The 26,086-nt window shown below is 70.2% G+C and carries 23 protein-coding genes and 1 pseudogene; 14 read left to right on the top strand and 10 right to left on the bottom strand.

The annotated features are described in order from the left end of the window. Positions 1-119: 119 nt before the first annotated feature. On the bottom strand, positions 120-257 hold the full coding sequence (locus ACZ6SD_RS10990) for a hypothetical protein (RefSeq protein ID WP_465316738.1): 138 nt from the start codon (positions 255-257) through the stop codon (positions 120-122). A gap of 1,076 nt (positions 258-1,333) precedes the next feature. Further along, a complete protein-coding gene (locus ACZ6SD_RS10985) occupies positions 1,334-2,575 on the bottom strand; it encodes an MFS transporter (RefSeq protein WP_465316737.1) in 1,242 nt (413 codons plus the stop codon). A 269-nt stretch (positions 2,576-2,844) separates the two neighbouring features. Here ACZ6SD_RS10985 and ACZ6SD_RS10980 point away from each other — a divergent pair, with 269 nt between their 5' ends. From ACZ6SD_RS10980 to ACZ6SD_RS10955, 6 genes are read left to right on the top strand one after another with little or no spacing between them, the layout of a single operon-like run. Continuing rightward, complete coding sequence (locus tag ACZ6SD_RS10980) at positions 2,845-3,789, top strand: TAXI family TRAP transporter solute-binding subunit (RefSeq protein ID WP_465316736.1); 945 nt, start codon at positions 2,845-2,847, stop codon at positions 3,787-3,789. Then, complete coding sequence (locus ACZ6SD_RS10975; RefSeq protein WP_465316745.1) at positions 3,789-4,517, top strand: class II aldolase/adducin family protein; 729 nt, start codon at positions 3,789-3,791, stop codon at positions 4,515-4,517. Before ACZ6SD_RS10980 ends, ACZ6SD_RS10975 begins: the two co-directional genes overlap by 1 nt. Beyond that, positions 4,514-5,263, top strand: a complete 750-nt coding sequence (locus ACZ6SD_RS10970; RefSeq protein WP_465316735.1) for a dienelactone hydrolase family protein — start codon at positions 4,514-4,516, stop codon at positions 5,261-5,263. The genes ACZ6SD_RS10975 and ACZ6SD_RS10970 overlap by 4 nt, the downstream gene beginning before the upstream one ends. A gap of 16 nt (positions 5,264-5,279) precedes the next feature. Continuing rightward, positions 5,280-6,272, top strand: coding sequence for a hypothetical protein (locus ACZ6SD_RS10965; RefSeq protein ID WP_465316734.1), 993 nt, complete (start codon positions 5,280-5,282; stop codon positions 6,270-6,272). Next, positions 6,269-7,369, top strand: coding sequence for an alcohol dehydrogenase catalytic domain-containing protein (locus ACZ6SD_RS10960; protein WP_465316733.1), 1,101 nt, complete (start codon positions 6,269-6,271; stop codon positions 7,367-7,369). Before ACZ6SD_RS10965 ends, ACZ6SD_RS10960 begins: the two co-directional genes overlap by 4 nt. Beyond that, positions 7,366-8,952 (top strand): bifunctional 3-(3-hydroxy-phenyl)propionate/3-hydroxycinnamic acid hydroxylase, encoded by a 1,587-nt coding sequence (locus ACZ6SD_RS10955; protein ID WP_465316732.1) that lies wholly within the window; start codon positions 7,366-7,368, stop codon positions 8,950-8,952. Before ACZ6SD_RS10960 ends, ACZ6SD_RS10955 begins: the two co-directional genes overlap by 4 nt. A 68-nt stretch (positions 8,953-9,020) precedes the next feature. Here ACZ6SD_RS10955 and ACZ6SD_RS10950 read toward each other — a convergent pair whose 3' ends face one another. Together ACZ6SD_RS10950 and ACZ6SD_RS10945 are read right to left on the bottom strand one after the other, a co-directional pair. Next, entirely contained in the window at positions 9,021-9,839 is an 819-nt protein-coding gene (locus tag ACZ6SD_RS10950) for an IclR family transcriptional regulator (protein WP_465316731.1), read from the bottom strand. A 21-nt stretch (positions 9,840-9,860) separates the two neighbouring features. After that, a complete protein-coding gene (locus ACZ6SD_RS10945) occupies positions 9,861-10,355 on the bottom strand; it encodes a VOC family protein (protein WP_465316730.1) in 495 nt (164 codons plus the stop codon). 97 nt (positions 10,356-10,452) lie between these two features. On the opposite strand from ACZ6SD_RS10945, the gene ACZ6SD_RS10940 reads away from it, so the two are divergent. The 5 genes from ACZ6SD_RS10940 to ACZ6SD_RS10920 all read left to right on the top strand — a co-directional run bounded on the left by ACZ6SD_RS10940 (position 10,453) and on the right by ACZ6SD_RS10920 (position 14,953). Continuing rightward, positions 10,453-11,289 (top strand): fumarylacetoacetate hydrolase family protein, encoded by an 837-nt coding sequence (locus ACZ6SD_RS10940; RefSeq protein ID WP_465316729.1) that lies wholly within the window; start codon positions 10,453-10,455, stop codon positions 11,287-11,289. 62 nt (positions 11,290-11,351) lie between these two features. After that, entirely contained in the window at positions 11,352-11,873 is a 522-nt protein-coding gene (locus ACZ6SD_RS10935) for a flavin reductase family protein (protein WP_465316728.1), read from the top strand. 18 nt (positions 11,874-11,891) lie between these two features. Beyond that, positions 11,892-13,127: an acyl-CoA dehydrogenase family protein gene (locus tag ACZ6SD_RS10930; protein WP_465316727.1), complete on the top strand. Its 1,236-nt coding sequence runs from the start codon at positions 11,892-11,894 to the stop codon at positions 13,125-13,127. A gap of 24 nt (positions 13,128-13,151) precedes the next feature. Next, entirely contained in the window at positions 13,152-14,087 is a 936-nt protein-coding gene (locus ACZ6SD_RS10925) for a VOC family protein (RefSeq protein WP_465316726.1), read from the top strand. 23 nt (positions 14,088-14,110) lie between these two features. Further along, positions 14,111-14,953 carry a fumarylacetoacetate hydrolase family protein gene (locus ACZ6SD_RS10920; RefSeq protein ID WP_465316725.1) on the top strand — a complete coding sequence of 281 codons (843 nt, stop codon included), beginning with the start codon at positions 14,111-14,113 and terminating at the stop codon, positions 14,951-14,953. A 395-nt stretch (positions 14,954-15,348) separates the two neighbouring features. Here the strand turns inward: ACZ6SD_RS10920 and ACZ6SD_RS10915 are convergent, their stop codons facing one another. Together ACZ6SD_RS10915 and ACZ6SD_RS10910 are read right to left on the bottom strand one after the other, a co-directional pair. Continuing rightward, positions 15,349-16,377 carry an alpha/beta fold hydrolase gene (locus ACZ6SD_RS10915; RefSeq protein WP_465316724.1) on the bottom strand — a complete coding sequence of 343 codons (1,029 nt, stop codon included), beginning with the start codon at positions 16,375-16,377 and terminating at the stop codon, positions 15,349-15,351. Between the two features lie 111 nt (positions 16,378-16,488). Next, positions 16,489-19,215: an ATP-binding protein gene (locus tag ACZ6SD_RS10910; RefSeq protein ID WP_465316723.1), complete on the bottom strand. Its 2,727-nt coding sequence runs from the start codon at positions 19,213-19,215 to the stop codon at positions 16,489-16,491. A 157-nt stretch (positions 19,216-19,372) separates the two neighbouring features. On the opposite strand from ACZ6SD_RS10910, the gene ACZ6SD_RS10905 reads away from it, so the two are divergent. Then, positions 19,373-19,876, top strand: a complete 504-nt coding sequence (locus ACZ6SD_RS10905) for a DUF6130 family protein (protein WP_465316722.1) — start codon at positions 19,373-19,375, stop codon at positions 19,874-19,876. A 263-nt stretch (positions 19,877-20,139) separates the two neighbouring features. Beyond that, complete coding sequence (locus ACZ6SD_RS10900) at positions 20,140-20,400, top strand: alpha/beta hydrolase fold domain-containing protein (protein ID WP_465316721.1); 261 nt, start codon at positions 20,140-20,142, stop codon at positions 20,398-20,400. A gap of 919 nt (positions 20,401-21,319) precedes the next feature. Here ACZ6SD_RS10900 and ACZ6SD_RS10895 read toward each other — a convergent pair. Then, positions 21,320-22,285, bottom strand: coding sequence for a pentapeptide repeat-containing protein (locus tag ACZ6SD_RS10895; protein WP_465316720.1), 966 nt, complete (start codon positions 22,283-22,285; stop codon positions 21,320-21,322). 96 nt (positions 22,286-22,381) lie between these two features. Here ACZ6SD_RS10895 and ACZ6SD_RS10890 point away from each other — a divergent pair, with 96 nt between their 5' ends. Further along, positions 22,382-24,373, top strand: a complete 1,992-nt coding sequence (locus ACZ6SD_RS10890; protein ID WP_465316719.1) for a hypothetical protein — start codon at positions 22,382-22,384, stop codon at positions 24,371-24,373. Positions 24,374-24,796: 423 nt separating this feature from the next. On the opposite strand, the pseudogene ACZ6SD_RS10885 reads toward ACZ6SD_RS10890, so the two are convergent. The 3 genes and pseudogenes from ACZ6SD_RS10885 to ACZ6SD_RS10875 form a co-directional block, all read right to left on the bottom strand. Further along, positions 24,797-24,853, bottom strand: a pseudogene (locus ACZ6SD_RS10885) (hypothetical protein); the annotation flags it as partial. Between the two features lie 142 nt (positions 24,854-24,995). Further along, positions 24,996-25,235 (bottom strand): ATP-binding protein, encoded by a 240-nt coding sequence (locus ACZ6SD_RS10880; RefSeq protein WP_465316718.1) that lies wholly within the window; start codon positions 25,233-25,235, stop codon positions 24,996-24,998. Positions 25,236-25,451: 216 nt separating this feature from the next. Further along, positions 25,452-25,733, bottom strand: a complete 282-nt coding sequence (locus ACZ6SD_RS10875; RefSeq protein ID WP_465316717.1) for a hypothetical protein — start codon at positions 25,731-25,733, stop codon at positions 25,452-25,454. Positions 25,734-26,086 lie beyond the last annotated feature (353 nt).

The following is a 26,086-nucleotide window of genomic DNA, read 5'->3' as shown; positions in this document are numbered from 1 at the left end:
GCTGGCTCGCGTAGCCGTCGGCCAATTTACTGTGGGAGCCGGAATAGTGACGGCCCTAGCTTCCCACAGCGTCGCACCGACCAGTTGAGACCAAGGTTGGACGAGACGGTCACCGCGCTCTACGACGCCCAGCCCGATTCGACATCGACGCCGCCGTACTGGTTGCCGCTGGTGTGAATGAGGAGTGCGACCAGAAGCTTGCCCGTCACCGCGCGGAGCTGGAAGCCGGTGCTGGTCGCCCGGTGGATGGTCGACACCCAGGCCCGCCCGCGGAGGCTGCGGCGCGGTCACCGGCGGTCAGCGGGAAGCGGATAAGCCGAGTCCAACTCGGACTCCGGCTGATCTACTAACCCGGAAACAAATCGTGCGGGTCGAGACGAATCTCGACCCGCACGATTGGGGTTATGGCACGTGTCCGAGGGGGGACTTGAACCGTATCCCCAACCTAGTTTACGCGGCTGACCTGCAACTCCTCGAGCGGTGAAGTGTGCGTTCGTGTCTCCGGGGCGGCTTGCGCTGGATGCACACTGAGCCGGGTCTGATTCGGGGTGCCGGAGTGGCTCGTTCAGGTTGCGCGTCTTTGGACGTGAAGCCGTTGGTCATCTCGGCTCGGGTGCCGTTGGTGATGGAGCGTCGGAAGCCGTTGGCCGATGCGGAGCGTTGATTGGCGCGGCTTACCGGCGTAGCAAGTGGTGACGTGGGATTTACGCCTTCGTGTAGTTCGGAGTTTCATTCCCTTGTGGTGGTGGCTTGTGACGCTTCTCGGCGAGTTGCGATCGCCTCGCCATTGCCGTTGTCCCAGCCGTGAGAAGAACCCGCTGGTCAAGAGTCGACCAGAGCTCCTGTCGGGCGGTCGAGTGATGAAGGACGGGCCTCGGCGTCCCTGTTGGCGTCATAGGCCTTGTCGCCGCCTTGTTTGGTGCGGTCGCGTGGGGAGCCTCACCGAACCGGTGGCCGACGGAGAGACACCGGACCCGCTTTCGGTGATTCGCCGGGACGGTTGGGCGCTGGTCGCCCATATCCCGGCGCCGGTCATCGGTGTGGTCTTACTTTCCGTTGTGGAACAGCAGTAGACTTCATTCTCGCCGTCCGTGGCAGTGATCCTGATCGCATCGACAGCCGTCTTCGATCAAGTCCCCGGCGCGGCTTGGAGTCGGTGGGTTGTGCGTCGTGTCCTCCTCGCCCGCCACGATCTGCCGTCGAATTTGGGACAGGCACTGGAGACCGCTCGCTAACAGGGAATCCTGCGCGCGGCGGGGATCAGTTACCGCTGCCGGGCCGAGTTGGTGGCCTGCGGTGCCAGTCGACGTCGAATGGCACCGCAGGCCACCGCTCACGCGGCGGCGGCCACCTCCGGCGTGGCCTTGGCGGCGCGGTCGCGGGGGAGCAGCCAGACAGTGACCGCGGCCAGCAGCGCCGGGACCATCAGCGCGTAGAACCCTGCCTTCGGCGACGCGATGAGCACGGTCACCGCGGCCAGGTAGCTGGGGCCGATGATCGCGCCGATCCGGCCGACGGCCAACCCGAAGCCGAATCCGGTGCCGCGCAGCCTCGGCGGGTAGCACGTGGCCATCGCCGCGGTGATCAGGCTCTGCGTGCCGAGCGAGCCGAGGCCCGCGAGCCCCGACATCACCAGCAGCAGCACCCTGGGCTGCGGGGTGCTCAGCATGAACAGGGTCCCCACGGCGACCAGGAACGCCGCGCTCGTCACCAGCCGCAGATGACCCCGGTCGGCGACCAGCGCGACCAGCATCGTGCCCAGGCTGGCTCCCAGGGTGAACGCGACCAGGAACTCCAGCGACGAGCGCAGGTCGTAGCCGGACTTCACCATGATCGAGGGCAGCCAGGTGGTCGAGGCGTAGATGAGCACCATGCCCAGAAACATCGCCGCCCAGAACAGCAGGGTGCTCCGGCGCAGGTCGGACGCCAGCAGTCGGGCGATCCGGTTGCCGCTGACCTCGATCCCTCTGCCCGCCGCGCCCTCGGGAATCGTGTCCGGCGCGACGCGCAGGATCAGCGGGATGATCAGGACGGCCGCGGCGCCGATCAGGTACAGGACCTGGAAGTGGGTTTCCGGCAGGAGTGCCAGTCCCGTCAGCGCCGAGAGGGTGCCGCCGATGCCGATGGCGCCCATCGCGGTGGCGAGGTGGATGGTGCGCCTGCCGGGCGGGGCCCAGTCCGCGACCAGCGCGGCGACGAGCGGGGTGAGCGCGCCGACACCGATTCCGGTGCCGAACCGGCTCGCCACGAACAGGCTCAGGCTGGGCGCGAGTCCGCCCACCAGCATGCACAGGGAGATCCAGCCGACGCCGACGGCGAGTGGGACGCGGCGGCCCCACCGGTCCGCGGCCCAGCCCGCGAGGACCGAGCCGAGCGGCATGCCGAGCGCGGTCGCGCTCCCGAGCAGCCCCAGCGTCGCGGGGACGGCGTGCCATGGCTCGTACCGCAGCAGCGCTGGGCCCGAGGTGCCCAGGCTGAACAGGTCGTAGCCGTCGATCAGAAGGACAAGGAAGGCCAGTCCCAGCACACCGCGTCCGCGGGCGCCGGTACCGGGGGTTGTCGGGTCACTCGCCATTGAGGCCTCGTTTCCTGGACGAAGGAGATCCTGTAATGCAGGACACATGTCTCCTATGACGGGACTGTGACACAGAAGGTGGTCTTCGTCAAGGACGCGCACAGTGCGTGCGGACTGCTGACCAGCGTATATCGGCTCAGACTGAACGACAGGCTTGGCCAACAGCGAGAGTGTGTGCGTATACTAGGACTACAGTCTCGAATATCAGGACATGTTGTCAGGGTGCCAATGAGCGGGTGTCGGCAGTGTCAACGCAAAGGACTGAAGTGATGCGCGAACCGGCGATCGACCGGACTCTGACCCTGCACATGCAGGGCGACTGGGGCATGCAGAACCTTCACCGGGTGTGCGGCTGGCTCGGGCAGGGACTGGTCGACCGCGGCGGTCCCGGCACCCGGTTCGCCATCTGGAACGGGCGCGGTTTCGCCGACAACGTCCGCGCGGTCGGCCGGGGCGATGTCGACCTCGCCATGGTCACCCCGGCCGCGTTCGTCACCGCGGCGCTGGACGGGCGAGGGCGCTACGAGCAGGAGAGCTTCCCGCGGTTGCGGGCGATCGGGGTCGTCCCGCAGCGGGACCGGCTGGTCGTGGGCGTCCGGCGGTCGCTGGGGATCGGGACGTTCGCCGAGCTGCGCGCCACCCGGCCCGCGCTGCGCCTGGCCACCTCCGCCGACGACGGGGTCAACCACGTCGGCCTCGCCGCCCGGCAGGTGCTCGCCCGCTCGGGAGTCGACATCGAGGGCTGGGGCGGCCGGTTCCTGGTGGATGAGCGTCCGTTTGAGACGATCGCGCACGTCCGGGACGGCCGGGCCGACGCGATCGTCCACGAGGCGGTCATGCTGCCCGGCTGGCAGGAGATCGGCGCCGACCTGGCGTTCCTGCCCGTCGAGCCGAACGTGCTCGACGGGCTGGCCGCGGACTTCGGCTGGCCAGCCGCGACCCTGCCCGCGGGCTACTTCCCTGGCTCGCCCGAGCTGCGCACGCTCGACTTCAGCGACTTCCTCGTCCTCGCGCACGCCGATCTGGCCGACGACGTGGCCTACGCCCTGGCCTGGCTGCTCGGCGAGACCCGGCACCTCATCGAGGCGCAGTACCGGCACATCCCGCCGGAGCGCAGCCCCATCACCTACCCGCTCGACCCGGCCACCATGGGCCGCGCGCCCATCCCGCTGCACCCGGGCGCCGCCGAGTACTACGCGGCGCTGGGGACGTGATGGAGCCCGCGAAGCGCCTCGTGATCCAGGCGAGCCACGCCATGGCCGCGGCGGGCCAGGGCGATCTGGTGTGGGGCCACGTCGCGGTGCGGGCGGCCGACGGCAGCGGGATCTGGATCAAGGCCCCGGGCTGGGGGCTCGACGAGGTGCGCCCCGACCGCGTGCAACTCGTCTCGTTCGAGGCGGAAGTCCTGTCCGGGGAGGGAACACCGCACCACGAGTGCCACATCCACCTGGAGATCCTGCGGCGGAACCCGCGGCTGCGGTGCGTGGTGCATACCCATGCCGGCGCGGCGGTCGCCTTCGCCGCGCTGGGCACGCCGCTGCTGCCGATCTCCCACGATGGCGCGCTGTTCGCGGGCGCGGACGTGCCCCGCTTCGAGCGGGCGGGCGGTTTGGTCGGCACGCCCGAGCGGGGCCGCGCCCTCGCCGAGGTCCTCGGCGATGCCCCGGCCGCGCTCCTGCCCAGCCACGGCCTGGTGGCCGCCGGGGAGTCCGTCCCGGCGGCGGTGATGCACGCGGTGCTGCTCGACCGTGCGTGCCAGGCGCAGCTTGCCGCGATGGCGGCGGGTCCCGTCGCGGTGTTCTCCGATCCCGCCGAGGCGCGGGCCAAGCGCGCCGAGTGCTGGCCGGAAAGCCAGCTCACCGCCGGATGGCGCTACCTGGTCCGGCGGTCTCGACAAGGCCAGCAGGACCGACACGACCTTGTGAACGGAGCCGAGGAATGACGACCAAGTCCCCAGAGACGACCGAGTCCCGGGAGCGGTGGCGCACGGTGGACACCGCTGACGGTCCCATGCGGGTCTACGTGGCCGAGCCCGAGCGCCGCACCGGCCGGGCGGTGATCGTGCTGCAGGAGGCGTTCGGCGTCAACGAGCACATCCAGGACATCGCGCGCCGGTTCGCCGGGCGCGGCTTCCTCGCCGTGGCTCCCGACCTGTTCCACCGGACCGGCGCCCGCGTCCTCGGCTACGACCAGCACGCCGACGCCGTCGGCCTGATCAGCCAGATCGGCCCCGACGCGATCACCGTCGACGTCCGCGCGGTCCTCGACCACCTCGCGGGCGACGAGGGCGTCGGCGTGGCGCGCACGGCGATCGTCGGGTTCTGCTTCGGCGGCCGGGCGGCCTTCACCGCCGCCACCGCCACTCCCGGGCTGGGCGCCGCGGTGGTGTTCTACGGGCCCGGCATCGCGGCGGGACCGCACGCGGTGCTCGACCGCGCCGGGTCCGTCACCGCACCGCTGCTGCTGCACGTCGGCGCCAATGACCCGACCATCCCGCCGGATCACGTCGCCGCGATCGACGACGCGCTGCGCGCGGCGGGCACGGAGTTCGAGCAGCACGTCTACCCCGGCGCGGGCCACGCGTTCGCCTGCGACGCGCGCCCGGCGATGTTCCGCGCCGAACCGGCCGAGGCGGCCTGGGCGCGCACGTTCGCGTTCCTGGACAAGCACCTTTCCCCCGCCATCTGAATCGAGGCTCCCCGCCATGGGAATCGTCCACGAGGTCATCGACGCCCTGCCGTACGACGAGAGCACCCGCACCGTGCGCAGGCGCGAGGAACTGCTGCTCGCCCGGCCAACGCCGGGCCCGGTCACGCCGCGCGAGCCCGAGCCGCTGGTGGCCGTGCACTTCGCCCAGGAGTACAAGCCGATCGCCTTCGCCCCGCCGCGCGGGGTCTACGAGAGCGACAGACTGCGCGTCGAGTGGCAGACGATGAACTTCCGGCAGCCCTTCTACCACCGCAACTGCGACGTGGACGAGCTGTCCTACCAGATCTGGGGCGAGCGGACGCTGATGACCGAGCAGGGTTGCGTCGAGCACCGGCCCGGCGAGTTCTCCCGTATCCCGGCTGGCGTGGCGCACGACAACTACGGCCGTGCGGAAAGCCACCTGCTGTTCTACATCCCCGCGCCCGTCACGCGGGTCCACCCCGCGGCCCGGCGCGGTGCGCCCGTCTTCCCGCCGTTTCCCGGTTGGGAGCCCGCGACGGTGACCGAGATGGTCACCGAGTGCCTCGGCGGCCCCGGCCATGACGTGGCGGCTTTCCGCAGCGACGAGCGGATGCTGCTGGAGCACGCCCACGACGACGAGGACGCCATCGAAGTGGTGCGCGCCGACACCGGCCCTGGCACGACCTGGCTGTACCGGTCAGCGCACGTGGTGCTCGGCGTCACGCGGCAGGCGGGCACGGACGGCACGATCTACCGCAGGCACCGCGCCGCGGAGGAGATCCAGTACCAGATCAGCGGCCACCGCACGCTGGTGAGCCAGGCGGGCGCGCTCACGCTGGAGCCGGGCGACTTCGCGCGGGTCCCGCTCGGCTGCGCGTTCACCGACATAGCCGCCGGGGAGAGCAGCCACATCACCCTGATCTCCGGCACGCCTGTCCCACAGGTCGCCCCGGCGACGAAGAAGGCCGAGCCCGTCTCCGCCGAGCTGCTGGACCGGCTCCGCACCGCCGTGGCGAGGCGCTCATGACCGGGATGCTCGCCGCACGCGCCTACCGAGACTCGACAGAGCTGCGCTTGGAGCGGGTCGAGATCCCCGTGCTCGGCCCGGAGGAGGTGCTGGTCAAGGTGGCCTCGGCCGGGCTCGCCCCCGGCATGATGCGGCTGCTCGCCAGGGAGGGCGCGTTCCGGCACCTGCCGACCACGCCGGGCCACGAGATCGCGGGCGTCGTGGCCGAGACCGGTCGAGAGGTGACCGGGGTGTCCCTCGGTGAGCGGGTGCGCGTGCACGCCACGCTGAGCTGCCGCGACTGCCGGTACTGCCGCACCGACCGCGAGCAGATGTGCGCCCAGGCGGCCATGATCGGGCACGCCGCGTTCGGCTCGGGGCCGATGCCGCTCTACGAGCGCTACCACGACGGCGGCCTCGCCGAGTACGTCCGGGTCCCGCACTGGCTGATCGACCGGATTCCCGACAACGTCAGCTTCGAGGTCGCCGCCAAGGTCCACGATCTGGGCAACGCGGCGCGGGCGCTCAAGTGCGCCGCGCTCCCGCTCGGCGCGACGGTGGTCGTCGCGGCGGCGACCGGGACAATGGGCACGGCGACGGTCCGGTTGGCTCCGTTCTTCGGCGCGGGCAGGCTGATCCTGGTCGGCCGGTCCGCGCGGCGGCTCGACGAGGTGCGCGCGCTCACCGAGCTTCCGGTGGACGTGGTGGCGCTGGAGGACCTGGACGGGAACTGGCCGGAGTCCGGTGGGCTGACCCGGGGGCTGCGGGCGTGCGCGCCGGACGGCGCCGACGCGGTGATCGACTACACCCCTGCCTGGCCGGGGCTCGCCCAGGTCACCGCCGCGCTGGCCACCGGCGGGACGCTGGTGCACATGGGCGGCAACCCCGCGCCGCTGCCGCTGCCCATGATGACACTGATGACCAACTGCTGGCGGATCGTCGGAACCCGCAACTGCACCCGCACCGACGTCACGCAGGTGCTGGGCCTGCTGGCGGCAGGCTCGCTCACCGCGGACGACCTCATCACGCACCGCTTCCCGCTGCGCGAGGTCAACGACGCCATCGCCGCGATGCGCGACCGTCCCACCCCGACCTGGATGACGGTGGTGGCCCCGTGACCCGGCCACCCGTGCTGATCGTCGGCGGCGGGCCGGTCGGGCTGACCGCGGCGAACCTGCTGGCCGCCAGGGGGGTGCCGGTGCTGCTCGTGGAGCGCAACGCGGGCACCAGCGACGAGGCCAAGGCGATCAGCCTCGACGACGAGTCCCTGCGCGCCTTCGCCTCGGCCGGGCTCGCCGAGCCGGTGCTGGAGGTCGTGGTGCCCGGCACCGGCACCCGGTACTTCGACCGGCACGGCGAACCGCTGCTGCACGCCACCGGGCCGCGGCCGCCGCGCTGCGGGTTCCCGTTCAAGAACCAGTTCGCGCAGCCGGAACTGGAGCGCGCCCTGCTGCGCGCGCTCAAGGACCGGCCGGGCGTGGACGTGCGGTTCGGCACCGAACTGGTCGGGATCGTCGAGACGCCCGCCGGGCTCACCGCGCACCTGCTTCCCGAGGGTTCCCACGAGGTGGTCGAGGTGGCGGCGGACTGGCTGCTCGGCTGCGACGGCGGCCGCAGCACCGTGCGCGAGCTGACCGGCGTCGGCATGACCGGCTCCGCGCACCGGGACGTGTGGCTGGTGGCCGACACCCTCGGCGACGAGCACGACGAGCGCTACGGAATGCACCTCGGGACGCCCGACCGGCCGACGGTGATCGTCCCCGGCCGCGACGGCCGCTGCCGGTACGAGTTCCGCCTGCGGCCCGGCGAGGGCGAGCGCGGCATGACCCCGGACTTCGACACCGTCCGGCACCTGGTCGCCCCGTACCGCGACATCACGCCCGCCCAGGTGGAGCGCGGCACCAACTACACCTTCAACGCGCTGGTCGCCGACCGCTGGCGGGCCGGGCGCTGCTTCCTGCTCGGCGACGCGGCCCACATGATGCCCCCGTTCGCGGGCCAGGGCCTCAACTCGGGGGTGCGCGACGCGGCCAACCTGGCGTGGAAGCTCGCCGAGGTCTGGCACGGCCGGGCGTACGACCGGCTGCTGGACACCTACGAGCCCGAGCGAAGACCGCACGCGGAGGCGATGGTGCGGTTCTCCGAGCGGCTCGGCCAGGTCGTGATGACCACCAGCCGCACCCGCGCGTTCCTGCGGGACACGGTGGTCAGGGCGATGCTGTGCACGTCGCGGGGCCGCCGGTACCTGACCGAGATGCGCTTTCGCCCCCGCGCGACCCATCTGGGCGGTCTGGTGGTGCGCACCGGGGTCGGCGACGAGCGGTTCGTCGGCGTCCAGCTTCCCCGGCCCGCCGTGCTCGTTCCGCCCAGCCTGCGCCCCAGCCCGCTCGACGACGTGCTCGGCGATGACCTGGCTCTGCTCGGTGTCGAGGTCACCGAGCAGGACTGGGCCCGGGTGCTGGCCTGTCCGACCCTCTTCTCCGCCAGGAAGATCGACGCCGTGCTCGGTGACCGCCTGCCTCGCCCCCGCGCGGGTCGCCTGGCGGTCGCCGACGCCGACGGCGGCCTCGACACCGCACTGGGCGCCCTGAGCGGCCGGTTCGCCCTGGTCAAGCCGGACCGCTACCTCGCGGCGGTCTTCCCGGCCGACCAAGCCCCGCGGGTGGACGCTGCCTTGGCCGACTACCTGGTCCCCGGCTGACACCTACGCTTCGATGCCGTGCGTGCCCTTGTCGTCCGGTTCGGCGTGGGCAGGCACGGCATCGGGCGCTACCTGGTCCCCGGGCTGTCCATGATCTCCAGCCGGGTCACTTTGGCGGAGACCTCGGCCGCGGCCTCGGTGACGACGGCGGCGATCTCGACGGCCTGCCCGTCGGACACCCGGTGCGACAGGGTCGCGATGCTGAGCGCGGCGACGACCACCCCGTCCACGCCGCGGATCGGGGCGGCGACGCCGAGGACGTCGAGGTCGCGTTCGCCTCGGGAGACGGCGTAACCGCGCTCGCGGATCTCCGCGAGCCTGGCGCGCAGGCGGTCGGGGTCGGTGAGCGTGGCCTCGGTGAACCGGGTGAGCGGTGTCTTGAGGATCTCGTCGATCTCCTCGGCGGGGGCCGAGGCGAGCAGCGCGAGCGCGGCGGCGCCCGCGTTGATCGGCAGGATCTGCCCTCGCTCGTAGGACAGCCGCAGCGTCTGGTTGGGGGCCTCTTCGCGTTCCAGACAGACGACCGACGACCCGGCGCGGCGAGTCAGCAGCGCCGGGCAGCCGGTCGTGTGGACGAGTTCGCGCATGACCGGGCGGGCGACGTCGGAGAGCCCGATGCCCTTGCGCGCCAGGCGGGCGAGGTCGAGCACGCGCGGGCCGAGGCGGAAGCCGGAGCCGTCGCTCTCTTCCAGAAAGCCCATCGAGGTCAGGCTTTGCAGGTACCGGTAGGCGGTGGACCTGGCCACTTCGAGGTGGCTGGCGACCTGGGTGGCGGACAGGACGAGCCGGTTGTCGTCGAATAGCAGCAGAATGTCCAGCGCCCGGTCCGCGGTCGAGTTCCGACCCCGATAGCCGGCTCCTGAAACCTGGGAGGCTGCTCCTGACATACGAGAAATCTAGCAGGCCCGTCAGGTGACCGGACGGTATGCGGGTCCGTCCTCGGCGAGGAGGCGCTCGGCTTCGGCCTGGATGTCCTCGATGGGCTGGTCGAGGTTCAGCGTCTTGCGGAAGGGCTGCCGGACGTCGCGCTCGATCTTGAGGTAGACCTCGTTGCGGTTGCCCTCCGGGTCGAAGAAGTAGATGCCGAAGGCGTTGCCGTGGGTGACCTCCTGCTGCACGCGCACGCCCTCATCCCGGAACCGGTGGTGGAAGGCGACGATGTCCTCGATGCTCTCCACCCGCCACGAGATCTGGTGCTGCTGCTTGGCGCCCGGTTCGGCGGTGCGGCCCACCTGCAGCACGAACTCGTGGTGTTCGCGGTCGGGCCGCGCGCTGAGAAAGACGATGCCCAGGTCGTCGTCGGAGTCCGTGACGGTCAGACCCAGCACGCGCTCGTAGAAGTCGCGCATCTTCGGCAGGTCGTGCACCCAGAGACCGGTGTGCCCGAGTTCCGCGATCGCCATGACGCTCCCCATTCTGTCCTGAAAAACAGGACTATTGACCTGTTCTATGGGACATAGCGTACGCTGGGGTCCGAAGACGGTCAACGAAGGAGCGCTCATGAAGCTGGCCACAGTCCGACACCAGGGCGGAACCCGCGCCGCGCGCCGCGACGGTGCGGGCTATGTCCTGCTCGACCACGCGGACGTGGGCGAACTGCTGGCCTCCGGCGCGGACTGGTTCGACCGGGCGGCGCGCGCGGAAGGCGAGCGGGCGCCCGCCGACGTGCCGCACGCCCCTGTGACGCCGCGGCCCAACAAGATCATCTGCCTGGGGCTCAACTACGAGACGCACATCCGGGAGATGGGCCGGGCGCTGCCCGCGCACCCGACGCTGTTCGCCAAGTACGACGGCGCGCTCATCGGCGCCAACGACCCGATCGTCCTGCCCTCGGTCAGCGACCAGGTCGACTGGGAGGCCGAGTTGGGCTTCGTGATCGGCCGAGCGGGCCGCCACATCCCCAAGGAGCGGGCGCTGGCGCACGTCGCGGGCTACACCGTGGTCAACGACGTGACGGTGCGCGACTGGCAGCACCGCACCCGGGAGTTCCTCTCCGGCAAGACCTTCGAGTCGACCACACCGGTCGGCCCCGTCCTCGTCACGCCCGACGAGTTCGGCCCCGGCGAGCCCGACCTGGAGATCCGCTGCGAGGTCGACGGCGAGCTCACCCAGCGCTCCCGCACCTCGGACGTGCTCTTCGGCGTGGCGGACATCGTCGCCTACGTCAGCGAGATCATCACCCTCGTCCCCGGCGACCTGATCGCGACCGGAACCCCGGGCGGTGTCGGCGCGGGCCGCGACCCGAAGGTCTTCCTCAAGCCCGGCCAGGTCCTGCGCACGACGATCGAGGGGATCGGCGAGACGCGCAATCTGTGCGTCCCGGAATCCCGTCCCTGACCCCGGTTTCCGCGGTCCCGCTTTCACAAGACACGTCCGCATCGGACAAAGGAGATGGTGCTGTGCTCGGCGAGCAGGAGTTCCGCGACCTCATGGCCGGTGTCTGCGCCCCGGTGACCGTGGTGACCTCGGCGCAAGACGACGTGCCCTTCGGGGCGACGGTGAGCGCGTTCGCGTCGCTGTCGCTGCGGCCCCCGATGGTCACCGTGGCGTTGGACCGCTCGTCCACGCTGCTCACGCGCATCCTGGCGACCGGCCGCTTCGGGGTGAACGTCCTCGGCCATGCCCAGGACGACCTCGCGCTGCTGTTCGCCCGCCGCGGCGTCGACCGGTTCGCCGGACAGGACTGGCGCCTCGACCACGGTCTGCCCCGGCTCCTGGCCGCGCCCAGCTGGCTCGCCTGCGAACTGGCGGACCGCGTCGAGGGCGGGGACCACCTGCTGCTGCTCGGCCGGGTCACCCACGCCACGACGACCACGGCCGCGCCGCTGGTCTACGGCTACCGCACCTTCGGCACCCACTCGGACTTCGCCCGCCGCCCCCGGCGCCCCATCACCGACCACGTCGAGGCGTGTGCTCGGTAAGTGTCATCAGGAGGACTCATGCCAACGTCAGCCACCACACCGTCAACCACCAAACCGTCAACCAGCGAGTCGCCAACCGGCAGCCCCGACACCGTGGAACTGGTCGCCAGGGCGCGGGCGCTGCGGCCGCTGTTGCGCGAGCACGCCGCCAAGACCGACGCGGACCGCCGGGTGCCCGACGAGGTGATCGACGCCATGACCGAGGCGGGCCTGTTCAGGCTGTCGGTCCCCAAGCGCTACGGCGGGCACGAGACGAGCATGCGGACCATGCTCGACGTCTCGGCCGAGGTGGCCGAGGGCGACGGCTCCGCGAGCTGGATCGTCACCCTGGTCAACATCTGCGGCTGGATGACCGGGCTGTTCCCGCGCCAGGCGCAGGACGAGGTCTTCGGCGCGGACCCCGACGCGAAGGTCACCGGCGTGCTCACCCCGTCCTCGACCTCCCGCAAGGTCGCGGGCGGCTGGCGGGTGACGGGCCGCTGGTACTACAACTCGGGGTCGTCGCACGCGACGTGGGCGGTCGTCGGCGTCCCGCTCACCGACGACGCGGGCGAGGTGGTCGACCAGGCCATCGCGCTCGTGCCGCGCGCGGACCTGGAGATCGAGGACACCTGGTTCGTCGCGGGCATGCGCGGCACGGCGAGCAACTGCCTCATCGCCGAGGACGTGTTCGTGCCAGAGCACCGGGTGCTGTCGGTGCCCGCCGCCATCAGGGGCGAGTACGCCACCGAGCACACCGAGGAGGCGCTGTACCGGTCCCCGTTCGTCCCGATCCTGTCGCTGGTGCTCGCCGCCCCGCAGATCGGCCTCGCCCGCGCCGCGCTGGAGATCGTGACCGACAAGGCGGGCAAGAAGCCGATCTCGTACACCTTCTTCGAGACCCAGGCCGAGTCGGTCGCCGTGCAATTGCGCGTCGCCGAGGCCGCGATGAAGATCGACACCGCCTACCTGCACGCCGTCCGCGCCGCGGCCGACATCGATGACGCGGCAGCCCGCGGCGACTATCCCGGGCCGCTGGTCAGGTCCCGGGTGCGCGCCGACACCGGCTACGCGGTGCGGCACGTGCTTTCCGCGATCCAGATCCTGCTCGACGTCCACGGCGCGGGCAGCTTCGCCGAGGTCAGCCCGCTGCAGCGGATCTGGCGCGACGCCAACGTCGCGGGCAGGCACGCGATCGCCAACCCGATGATCGGCCTTGAGGTCTACGGGAAGGCGCTGCTCGGCGTGGACGAGCAGATCACCCCGCTGCTCTGACCGCTGCCAACGAAGGGAATCGCCATGCCCCCGCACCGCCTCAGCTCGGTCACCATCGGGGTTCCGCGCCCCGCCGAGGTAGCCGCCTACTACACGGAGTTCGGGCTGCGGCCCGAGAGCGACGGCTGGTTCAGCACCACCGACGGCGGCCGCCAACTCCGTGTTGTCCACGCGCCGACACGGCGGCTCGTGGAGGTCCGCGTCGCCGTCGACCACGACGAAGACCTCGCCGCGGCGCGGGCCCGCCTCGCGGCGCTGGGCATCGGCGCGGCCGGGGTCGGCGGCGCCCTCGCCGCCCACGACCTGGCGACCGGGGTGCGGGCGGTTCTCCAGGTGGAGCCCCGGATTGCGCAGCGGCCGGTCGCGCCAACGCCGTACAACGGGCCGGGCAGGCACGAGCGCGTCGGCGCCCGGGCGCCCGGGGTCCTGCGGGCGGACCCGGTCCGACCGCGCAAGCTGGGCCACGCCGTGCTTGCCACCACGGACCTGGCCACCACCACGGCGTTCTTCCGCGACGGGCTGGGATTCAAGGTGAGCGACCACATCAAGGACGCAGGGGCCTTCCTGCGCTGCTCAACCGACCACCACAACATCCTCGTGCTCGCCGCCCCGGTGACGTTCCTGCACCACACGTCCTGGCAGGTGGACGACATCGACGACATCGGCCGGGGCGCGATGGCGATGCTCGAAGACCACCCGGAACGGCACGTGTGGGGCCTCGGCCGCCACCACGCGGGCTCCAACTTCTTCTGGTACCTCAAAGACCCGGCAGGCAACTTCAGCGAGTACTACTCGGACATGGACTGCGTCGTGGACGACCAGCTCTGGACACCCGAGACCCTCGAAGGCGCCAGGGGGCTCTTCAGTTGGGGCCCGCCCCCGCCGCCGTCATTCCTGCGCCCGGAAGACCTGGCGGATCTGATGACCGGGACCCACCACCGCCCCCCGGCCACGACCTGAACCCCCGCGAAGGAGCACATTCCATGCGCATCGCCAACATCTCCGGCAGGCTGCACCTGGTTCGCGACGGCCGCGCGCTCGACGTCGCCGATGCCTCGGCGGGTCGGTTCGGCCCGGATGTCCAGTCGGTGTACGACTCGTTCGACGCCTTCACTGACTGGCACACCAGCCTCACCGCCGATGCCAGCACCTGGCGGCCCTTCGACCCAGCCGACCTTGGCTCGCCCGCGCCCGCGCCCCGGCAGCTGTTCGCCATCGGCCTGAATTATCACGCCCACGCCACCGAGTCCGGCTTCGCGCCACCGCCGTCGCCGACGGTGTTCACCAAGTTCGTCTCCTCGATCACCGGCCCCTACACCCAGGTCACGCTTCCCGACGGCGACGTCGACTGGGAAGTCGAACTGGTAGCCGTCATCGGCCGACTTGCGCGCCACGTCACCGAGGCCGCCGCCTGGAGCCACGTCGCTGGGCTCGCCGTCGGCCAGGACCTCTCCGAGCGGGTCCTGCAGATGGTCGGCTCCGTCCCCCAGTTCAGCCTCGCCAAGTCCTACCCCGGCTTCAGCCCGATCGGCCCGTGGCTGGTCACCCCCGACGAGTTCGCCAACCCCGACGACCTCGCCATCAGCTGCGCGATCGATGGCGAGCAGGTCCAGAACGGCCGCACCCGTGGATTGATCTTCCCGGTGCCTGCGCTGATCGCGAAGCTGTCCGCCGTCCTGCCCCTCTACCCGGGCGATGTCATCTTCACCGGCACCCCCGCCGGAGTCGGCCTCGGCCGCACCCCCAAGCGCTTCCTCAAGCCCGGCGAAACCCTCACCAGCACCATCGAAGGCATTGGCGACCTCCGCCAAACCTTCATCCGCTGACGCTGGGCCCAATCGCCCACCGTTGGTTCAGACGCACACCGAAGCGGGCCCGTAGGCGTTCGGGCCAGGCGCGGCCGATCTCGTCACCGCCATCGAGGGTGCGGGTCCCGCGTTCGTCCATCAGGTTGTTCTGGCGTCGGGCCTGTTCCGTCGTGCCTGGGCGGCGCCCACGCCGAGTCGAACTCGCAGGGTTTCAGCTGATATCGGTCTCTGGTGAGCTGCGTCCTCGCGTCGTGCCCGGGTCAACTTGATCGCCGGACCCGGTCGGCGGTGCCGCTGTCGACGCTGGGGCCCCGCAGCATCCATCCGAGCAAACTAGCCTCTCCGGCCGCCGTCCCGCTCACGGGTGGCCGCTACGTCAACCTCGTCGCGGTAGCGGTCCTGGCTGCCGGGGGTCACAGGCGGCCTGCGTCAATGATCGCCTGCGTGAAGGGGCGGGGGGCTTCTTGTGGGACGTTGTGTCCGATCCCGTCGAGGACCCGGTGCTGGTACTTGCCGGTGAACTTGGCGCGGTAGGCCGTTCCGTCTTTGGCCGCGTCGTCGAAGTCGCTGCCGATCGTGATTGTCGGCACGGTGATGGCGGGCCCGGCGGCGAGCTTCTGCTCGTACTGGTCGTATCGCGGCTCGCCGGGGGCGAGGCCCAGGCGCCAGCGGTAGTTGTGGATGACGATGTCGACGTGGTCGGGGTTGTCGAACGACACCGCGCTGCGGTCGTAGGTGGCGTCGTCGAAGTTCCATCGCGGTGAGGCGATTTCCCAGATCAGCTTGTTGAAGTCGTGCCGGTTCTGGCGGTAGCCGAGGACGCCGCGCTCGGTGGCGAAGTAGTACTGGTACCACCAGCCCAGCTCGGCCGCCGGGGGCAGGGGGCGCTGGGTCGCCGCGCGATCGGTGATGATGTACCCGCTCACCGCGACGATCGCCGCGCAGCGTCGCGGCCAGAGCGCGGCCATGATCGCGGCGGTCCGCGCGCCCCAGTCGAACCCGCCCACGATCGCCTTGTCGATGCCGAGGGCGTCCATGAGGGCGACGATGTCGAGCGCCACCGCCGACTGCTGCCCGTTGCGGATGGTCTCCGGGGAAAGGAATGTGGTCGGGCCCCAGCCGCGCAGGAACGGGACGATCACCCGGTACCCCTCGGCGGCGAGCAGTGGCCCGACGTCGACGTAGCTGTGCGGGTCATACGGCCAGCCGTGCAGCAGCACCACCGGCTGACCGGTGCTCGGGCCGAACTCGGCGTAGGCCATGCTCAGCACTCCGGCGTCGATCTGCTTGAGCGGGCCGAGGGCGGTGTGCTGGCCTGAGCCGTCCCGGAGGTCTTCCCCTGTGGCCGGTGCGCCGGTGGGAGTGTCCGACGAACAGGCGGCCAGCGACGTCGCCGCCATGCCCGCCGCGAGCAGCTGTGTGAACCGTCGTCTGTCGATCATCTGGGCTCCCGAGCACGTCTTCGTCCACTTTGACCAGGACGTTAGGGAGCCCGCGAAGGCGCACGCGACTGTCGGATGACGCAGCCGGTGTAAGTCACCGGCGGTTGTCCGCTATCGGGAAGTCGTTCCCCGCGACGACTTGAGCATCCCCGCGAGATCAGCGCGGGAACGGACGCCCAGTTTGGGGAAGATTCGGTACAGGTGGGTTCCCACGGTCCGGTGGGACAGGTAGAGCCGCTGCCCGATCTCCCGGTTGGTCAGGCCCTCGGCGGCCAGCCGCGCGATGCTCAGCTCGTGCGGGGTCAGCCGCTCCCGCGCGTCCGGGTCCCGGTTCGGGCTCGACTCTCCGGCGCCGCGCAGCTCCCGGCGGGCCCGTTCGCCCAAGGCCGCCATCCCGAGCGCGTCGAACGCCTCCCTGGCCGTGCGTAGATGCTCCCTGGCTCGCACGACTTGGCGCTGCCGCCGCAGCCATTCGCCGAACGCGAGGTGGACGCGCGCGCGTTCGGCGGGCCACCCGCCCAGGTCCGCCCGCAGCGCGGCCGTGAACAGCTCCTCGGCCTCGTCGTTCGCCGCGAGCACGGCGCGCGCGTAGCGCAATCCGATGTGCAGCGCGGGCGACGGCGTCGCGCAGGCCAGCGGCTCCAGCTCTCGCAGGACTTCCCGCATGGCGCCGCTCTGCCCGGCTCGCACGGCGGCGTCGGTGAGCTCAGCTGTGAAGTACGCGCGCAGGCCCAGTTGATAGGCGGGGTCCGCGGAGTCGAGCACCCGGCGCAGGCTGGCGAACGCGTCGTCGAAGCGCCCCTCGCCCAACGCCGCGAGCCCTCGGGCGAGCTGGACGGTGGCCAGGACGGGCCGGGCGCCCGCGGCAAGGCCGACCCGCTCGGCCTCGTCGGCCAGCACTCCGGACTCATCGTGCTCGCCACGCAACGCGGCGATCTCCGCTTGGACGGCCTTGGCCAGCCCGTGCATGAACGGCTGGCTGGTCTCCTTGGCGAGTCTGGCGGCCTCCGCCGCGGCGGGCACGGCCGTGGCCAGGTCGCCGAGCCGGACACAGCTCCACGCCTGGACGGTCAGCGCCCGGGGCAGCGCCCCGAGCCGTCCCTCGGCGCGCAGCCCCGGCACGGCCGCTTCGGCGAAGCGGGCCGCCAGGTCGAAAGCGCCGACCTGCAGCGCCGCGCTGCCCAGGTAGCGGTCCACCTCCGGGTCGGAACCGGCTGCGCCCGCTAGCCCGCGCAGCCCGTCGAGCACCCGCTCGCCCCGCTCGAACGGCGCGACGTAGGCGGCGACCGCGACCAGCCGAGGGTCGTCGGCGCCGACGGGCAGACGATCGGCCACATCCAGCAGCAGGCGCCGCGCGTGCGGGCCGGGTTCGGACCAGAAACAGCGCATGGCGGCGCCCAGCAGGATTCGGACGGCCGCGTCCACCTGCCCGTCGGCGGCAACCGACGCGGCCAGCTCGCCCAGCTCCGGCACTCGGGAGACGTCCTCGCGCACGCCGTCCTCGAAGCCGCTCAGCAGCCAGCTCGCGGTGGCGCGCTGACGCGGTGAGAGCTCGCCCGCCCGCGCCTCACGCACCAGGCGTTCGGCCATGTCGCGGCGGCCGGTTTCGACCGCCAGCTCGGCGGCGCGCACCAGGCGGGCCGCCCGTCCGCCGGGCCGCTCGCTCAACCTGGCCGCTTGCTCCAGCGCCGCGATCGCGGCGGCGAGCCCGCCCCGGCGCTGGGCCCGGTCGGCTGTCCGCTCCAGTTCGGCGGCCACCTCCTCGTCGGCTCCGGCTGACGCCGCGGCCCGGTGCCATGCTCGCCGGTCCGGCTGGTCGAGCAGCGTCTCGGCCAGCGCGAGGTGGGCCCGCCCGCGCTCGGCGGGCGTCGCGGCCGCTGCGATCGCCGACCGCATCAGGGGATGCCGGAACGTCACCGCGCCGTGGGTGAGCTCGACCAGCCGGACGTCGGCGGCAGGCGCCAGCATCTCCGGATCAGCCGCCGCGCCCAGGATCAGGCCGCTGGCCGCGAGCGTTTCGGCGATCGAGTCGTTCTGGTTCAGCGCCGCGACCAGCAGGGCGGTCCGGGTGGCTGAGGCCAGGGAGCCGACCCGGGCGGCGAAAGCGCGCGCGAGGCGGTCGGTCAACGGCAGCACCGGGTCGAGGCCATCGGCGTTCGCCACGGCCGTCGGCAGCTCGCGCAGCGCCAGCGGATTCCCCGCCGCCTCCGCCAGCAGCCGTGCCCGGGACGCCGGGGGGAGAGTGGGAGCGACTGAGTCCAGAATCTGGGCGGCGACCTGGTCGGGGAGTCGGTCGACCAGCATCGGGGACAACCCGGCGTCCCGCAGGGGCGAGGACTCGCCGTCGCGGAGGGTAGCGATCAGCACGACGGGATCGGACTCGATTCGGCGCGCCACGAACGCGAGCACGTCCGCGCTGGCGCGGTCGAGCCAGTGCGCGTCCTCGGCGACTAGCAGCACGGGCCGGTCCGCGGCCTCGTCAGCCAGCAGGCTCAGCGTGGCGAGGCCGACAAGGTATGTGCTGGGTTCCCGGCCGTCGGCGATTCCCAGCGCGGTTGCGAGCGCGTTCCGCTGCGGAGCAGGGAGCCCGTCCACCCTCGCCCGGATCGGGTGCAGCAGCTGGTGCAACCCGGCGTAGGCGAGGTTCTGCTCAGCCTCCACACCGGAGGCGGTCAGCACTGTGATAGCGGCGATCGACGCCGTGGAAACGGCTTCCGCCACCAGCGCGGACTTCCCGATGCCCGCATCCCCGAACAGGAGGACGCCACCGCCGTTCTCCGGCCCGTCGATGAGCTCGGCCAAGAGCTTCAGCTCGGCTTCCCGTCCGAAAAGCGGCATGGCGCGCACTCCTGCCCTCGGCGCCCCACAGCCCGCGTCCCCCGGGCCCCACGCGAGTCCTCACGACGACCCTACCGAAGGCCCGAGCGCGACGACGTACGGCAATGGCGTCATCCGACAGGTGCCGCGGCCCCGGCAGGCTGCCTAGCGTGACCTCATGCCACCTCACGACTTCCGCCGCTTCGTGACCGGTGCCGTGGTCACCGTCATCGCCGCGCTCGCGGCCGCCTGCTCGTCGCAACCGCCTGCTTCCCCCGCACCGGCGGCGGCAGCACCGACGACAGCCCACGCGGCGGCCTGGGCGCCCGCGCCGGTCGTCGCCCTGCCATCGCAACCGCCTGCCTCGCTCGCCGTCGACGCCCCCTTGCCCGACCAACTGGCGACCGGACTGGTCGTGATCCGCTACCGCGCGGAGAACCTGCGGATCGTCCCGGTGTACGGGCAAGCCGCGCTGGACGTCTCGCCCCGGATCGGCCACATCCACGTCACCGTCGACAACGCGCCATGGCACTGGGCGGACGGCAGTGGTGAGCCGCTGATCGTCCAAGGCCTGCCGCCGGGGCCGCACAAAATCTGGATCGGACTGGCCGATCCGACACACAAAATCATCGACAGCAAGACCGTGGACTTTATCATCGCCACACAAGGCGGCCACCGCTGACCTGCGAGTAACGAACTCACGTCGCCCTGGGTGTCGTGGAACTGGATTCCGGAAAACCAGGCGTGAGGGAGACGCAATGCCGCCGAGTCAGTTTTTCGCCGGTCTCGTCGCGCGTGGCCTCAAACTGGCCATGAAACCGCGCTTGACAGCCGAGTTGCGCTTCGAGGAGATCCCAAGACGGACGAGCGCCATCACGATGCCGACCCGACACGGGACGGTCTGCGGCGCCGTTACCGCTGGCGTCCGACGCGCCGGGCGCGGGGGTGTACGTGAATCTCCATGGCGGCGGATACGTCGTGGCGCCCCCCGAGCAGGACAACCCGTGGTGCCGATACCTGGCGGCCAAAGCAGGCGTCGCCCTCAAGGTGGACTACGCGGTCGTGCCTCGACACCGCTTTCCCGTCGCGGTGGAGCAGGTCTTCAACAACCGTCCACTGGGGACAACCCGGTTATGCGGCCTGGATGACCGACGTGTTAGACCGCGCCTACCCGCCCGATCCCATCACCTGACGAGACCGGCTTGAGGGATGGCTTGTGAGATCGAACGGTTGGATCGCACCCTTCGATGCTTACGTGACAGTAGGGGACGCACTTCGGCTGACCCGTGTTACCCCGGGAGTGGACCTCGGGATGCCCGTTCTCGTGCCACCCGCAGACCGACGACCGTATCCCCGTATCCGTCCCAACACGGTTTCGCGTACAGGCCGCATGTTTGGTTCCTCCGGGTATAGCTTGCGGATAACTGCACCTCAAGAACATCGCGATAGTAACAACGAAGGTAAGCGAAGGCTTGATTCAGCGATGAAAATCGAAAACGTACAGTCCACCGGCGCCTCCGATGACTACTGATCGGCCGTCGGGCGTCCAGGCGCACGCGGACGCCCGACGGCCGATCCTCGTGCGGCGTGTGGTTGACCGGTGACGACGTCCCAGATTCGTACCGTCCGGTCGTCGCCGACTTTGGCCAGCCAGGTGCTTGGCCTCAACCGGTCAGTGCGACGCTGTGGGATGATCTTGGGGACTGATCGGGGTGTCGCCTGGTGGCGTTTGGTGCTCAGCGAGCGGAACGCATTGCGACGTGGTCTGAAGATCCTCACCGAGGCACTCTGTCGCCATCATGACGAGCACCACATCGGAGTCGCCCGGCGGTGTGACGCCTCGCCATGCAGGTTGCTGTTCCGGCCGGAAAATCGGCGAGAACGGACAGGCTCGTGTGGTGAGGGCACTGGTGGTGGCAGTGTTACCGTCATCCCGATTCGCTCTGCTCGACGTCGCCACTTGAGCTCTTAGGAGATCGGGCATCGCTTTCACCGAGGTCGCCATACTTCGGGCTTCCGCGCCGTCAACGTCTGCATACGCAATCGCCTGATATCACGGCACTTGGCGCCCGTCGTCCTACTCGAACATCGCCTGCGGACTCCGCAAGCGGAGCAGCGGCCTGGATCAGTTTGGGTTTTGTAGCGGGTCGTGAAGCCCGGTGGGCGTGCGGGTGCGTTCGTCGACTTTGGCTCGTTTGAGTTGCTCGTTGGTCAGCCCATGGGTCTGGGTGAGGTCTGTGCCGCGGAGGTCGGTGTTGAACAAAATGGCGCCTGTGAGGTTGGTGCCGGTGAGTGTGGCTTTGGTGAGGTCGGCTTCGGTGAGGTCGGTGCCGGTGCAGTCGGTGGAAGTGAGGTTCGCCCGGGTCAGTGTGGCGTGTCGGAGCGAGGCGTGTCGGAGTCGGGCCGAGGTCAGGTTGGCTGCTGTCAGAGTGGCGTGGTCGAGGGTGGCTTCAGTGAGGTCGGCGGTTGTGAGGACGGCTCGGTCGAGGTGGGAGTTGGTGAGATCGGCGTAGGCGAGTGGGGCTTGCCGGAGGTTGGCTTGGGGGAGGCGTGCGGAGCGCAGGTCGAGAGGGCGATCGATGGCTTTGCGGGTTCGTCGGGGTCGCCGGAGTGTGGCCAGTGCGGCCTCGATGTCGGCGCGGTTGTGGGCTGTGGTGGGGTCAGTGTCGCGTGTGTGTTGTCGGAGGAAGCTGGTGATGGTTTCCAGGACGCGGTCTCGGTCGGTGGGGGAGTCGTCCAGGATGCGGTCGAGTGCGCGCACGCCGCCCGCGCGGAGGGTTTCGTCTGGGGAGCCGAGATGGTCGACGGCGGCGTTGTAGCGGTCGGTGAACTGCTTGTCGCGGTCGAGGAAGTACTTGCGGGCGGTGTAGTAGAGGCCGCCGCCGACGAAGGCGAAGCCGAGGACCGCGGTGATCCGGCCTTGGATGGCGGCGATGGCGTCCAGTCGTTCTTTCGCGCCGAGTTGCGCGAGGTCGTCTCCGCCCAGCCATCGTGCGGCGGGGCCGAACAGCAGCCACAGTGCGGCCAGCGCGACGAGCGCTGCGGCGATGGAGCCGAGGATTCGCGCGGCGGCCTGTGCAGGTGTTCTCATGGGGACATTCCACTACGGGCCGTGCGTCGTCTGTGCTCCAGGGTGTTCGCCGAGTAGCCTGCGCGGAGGTGGAAGGGGGAGATCGTGAGTGATGGCGTGGCAGGCGCGGGGGAGTCCGCTCCTGATCAGATCCAGGGCCGCAACCCGCATTACGTGAACCACGATAAGGAGTTGAAGATAGCCACCGCCGAGGCGGGGGCGGCAGAGGGAAACCACATCGTGGTGTTGTCGGGCAGTCCCGGAGTCGGCAAGACCGCGGCCGGGATCGAACTCTCGTTTCGGTTGCGGGACAAGTATCCCAGTGGTCGCCTGTTCGGGAGCCTCGGCCAGCTCGACTGTGAGGCCGAGGTGCTGAAGAACTTCTTGCTGGCGATGGGGGAGACGAGCATTCCGGATCGGCTCGATGCCCTCCGGACGCGCTTTCAGGCGCGGACCGCGGGCGGGAGGTTTCTGGTGCTTCTCGACCGTGCAACCTCGGCGGAGCAGGTGCGGCGTCTGCTGCCCGGCGATGGGGCGTCGCTGATCGTGGTGACCGAAGGACGGCCCCTGAGCGTGCTGCAGACGACCTACAAGGTGACCTTCCTCGATCTCAGCCCGCTGAAAGACGCACCCGCGCGTGAACTACTCGGCCGGCTGGCCGGAGCCGACCGGGTGGCCGCGGAACCGGAGGCGGTCGACAAGGTGATCCGGTTGTGCGGGCATCTGCCGATCGCGCTGTGTGTGGTCGGTGCCCTCGTGAACAGGTCACGCATCCGCACGTTCGCCTCGATCGCGGAACGTCTCCAGGACGAGCGCAGACGGCTGGTGGCCCTTTCCATCGACGCGGATCTCTCGGTGATCACCGCATTCACCGCTGCGTACCGGCTGCTGGGTGACTCAGCGCAACTGTGCTATCGCGGACTCGGGTTGCGGCCTCGAACCGGGGAGATCAGCGCCGCCGCGCTGGCCGTCGCTCTGGATCTGCCGGACTATGAGGTGGTCGAGGCGCTCGCCGAGTTGGCCGACAGCAGACTGGTCGAGGAAATCGCCGCCGACCGTGTCGCCGTGCGCGAACTGATGCAGCTGCACGCCGAGAAGCTCAACGAAGCCACACCGCGAATCGAGCAGGACGAACGGGCCGATCGATTGTCGCGGTACTACCTCACCCGCTGCGCCGCCGCCGACGACAAGATGTCACCGTTGCGACCGTGGCGGCGTCTGTTTCTCCCGGACTTGGAGCGTGGCGAGCCCTTCGCGAGCGAAACCGAGGCGCGGCGCTGGTTGCGGACCGAACGTGCCAACCTGCGCGCGGCTGTCGAACACGCATACGAACAAGGACACTACGAACCGGTCGTGTGGTGGTGCGTGCTGCTGTGGCCCTTCTACGAGAAGGAGAAGTTCCTCGACGACCTGTTCGCCACGCATCGCCTCGGAGTCAAAGCCGCATGGCGGTTGTCCGACCAGCGTGCCACCAGCCTGATCTGGGCACAGATGGGCTACGCCCACTACTGGCTACGCGACCTCGACGACGCGGCCAAGGCTTTCACCACGGCGATCGACGCTGCCCGTGACGTGGGCAGTCTCGAACTGGAGGCGACGGCAACCGAAGGACTCGGTCTGGCCCAGCTCGGCCTCGGCCGCGATGACGCGCGGGCGCTACTCGAACACAACCTCGAACTCGCCAAGCGAATTGGTGACGCCCGCCGGATCGCGCTCGCCCGGTTCCACTTGGCCAAGGCCGTGCCACCAGACCTGGCCCTAAGCCTCCTCGACGAGGCCGAGAAGGCTTTCACCGGGCTCACCGACGACGAAACCGAGAACCTCACCAAGGTCGCCATCTGGCGCGGTAAGAAACTGACCGAGGCAGGTCGATTCAGCGGAGTCGCCGCCGAGCTCACCCGTGCCCTGGGCACCATGGCCGCGCGTGGCCGACGATTCGACGAGTCCGAGATCCTCGACGCCCTCGGTGACCTCGCCTCCGCCCAAAACGAGCCAGCCAATGCCGCCGCCCACTACAAGGAGGCAGTGTCCATTGTCGAAGACCTCGGATTCACCACCCAGGCCACCGCGATCCGCGACAAACTCAACCGACTGGCCGGAGACCACTGACCACGACCTCGTGCGCCCGGAACCCATGAGCGGTCCTTTTAGGTTCATCTGAGTCGCTCCAGCAACGACGGCTCTCCCGGGCGACGACAGCGGACGGCGTCGAACGTGCACTGTCCGTTCGGCGACGGAGGCGTCGGGGGCGGTCATTGGCAGGGGAGCATCACGAGTTCGGATGCCTTGACTGGATGCGGCGAGGCGCCTGGCGAACTTGGTGTGGATGGTCGACAGTGGCGCGGTGACCGACGTGCCTGCGGCTTCGCCGCTCGAGGAGATGACTCGCCTGGAACGCGAGGTAGTCGACGCCGCAGGCCGTGGGAAATGGTCGGGTCCTGACCATGTGCCCGCATCGAAGAATCGGGGACGCAGGTCGACTCGGCCGTAGCGGGCGATGGTCTTGTTCAGGGCCTTCGCGTCGGCTGCTTCGACGAGTTCGTTGACCAGTTTCGCTGCCAGTACGTATTTCACCCGGTGGCCGGTCATGGCTGCGGCGGCGCCCAGTGCGATGAGCAGGTGCGACTTCCCGGTTCCGGATTTCCGATTAGACAGAGGGGTTCGCCTGTCGGACCCTGCCGCAGGATACGGGCGTGTTGATCATCGCTGGGTTGATGTTCGGGTTGGCGTCTTAGTCGAAGTCGGCCAGCCATTTCGGGCGGGGGAACCCGGCGCCCTTGATGCGCCGTTCGGAGCGTCGCCGGTCGCGGTCGTCGCACTCGACCATCAGCAACTCGGCCAGGAAACCGCGGTAGGTGAGTTGTTCGCGTTCGGCGGCGTCGGCGATCTGGGAGACCTGGGAACGGATCGAGGGCAGCCGCAGTCCCCGGCAGGCTTGGTCGATGGCGGCGTCGGCGGCTTGGTCTGTCATGGTGCGACGTGCTCGGTTCACGAGACTTCTTCCTGCGATGGTGGCGCTTGGGGCAGTTGACAGTTCTGGGCTGCCCGGCGGGGCAGGAGTTGGTCGTAGGCCGCGACCGAGGGCAGCGGCCTGAGATCGGACGGCAGCTGCGGCCCGCCGAGGCGACGCTCGGTCAGGCTGATCACTCGACCCGAGGCGGGCAGGGACTCTGGTTCGACGTCGGCATCACGGCGCAGACGACCGGCTTGCGGGCTTCCAACGCGACCACGTCGCAGGTGCTCGCCCGGCCTTGCGCGCTTGGACCAGCGCGGTCGCCCCGGGCAGCGCGCCCGGCTTGCGTAGCAGCACTTCGAGGTAGTGATCGAGCAGCATGGTGCGCGACCACTTCGTGATCGCCCGGACGTGCCGGGCGACCTCGACGCGGCCGTCGAAGACGATGACCTCCGAGGCCCGCAGCAGCACCCGGACCTGTTTGCCGATCAACCGGGCGGCACCGAGTGGTAGCACTGGCGGACCGTGACGCAGCCGTAGCGGTCCACGCGCGGTGTCAGCATCCGACCCGGCTCGAACCTCTCGCCCGGCGTCGGCGCGAGCAGGGGGGCTTCGGCGGCGAAAGTCGGCGCCGATCGTGCGGGCGCGCGGCCTTCGATGCGCCGAGCGTCCTCGGAGATGTCTCGACTGCGTCGATGCGGGCGTTCAACTGGGCAAGGGTGTCCACCTCCGGAACCGGGACAAGATGGTTGCGGCGAACCGGCCGACTTCGCCTTCGACACCGCCCTTCTCTTGGGTGCCCTCGATGCCGGGCATGCAGTAGAACGCCTCGAACCCGATGTGGGAACGAGAAACCACACCCACTGATC

Source organism: Actinokineospora sp. NPDC051303, from assembly GCF_055586285.1.
This window is presented reverse-complemented; position numbering and strand designations above follow the sequence as displayed.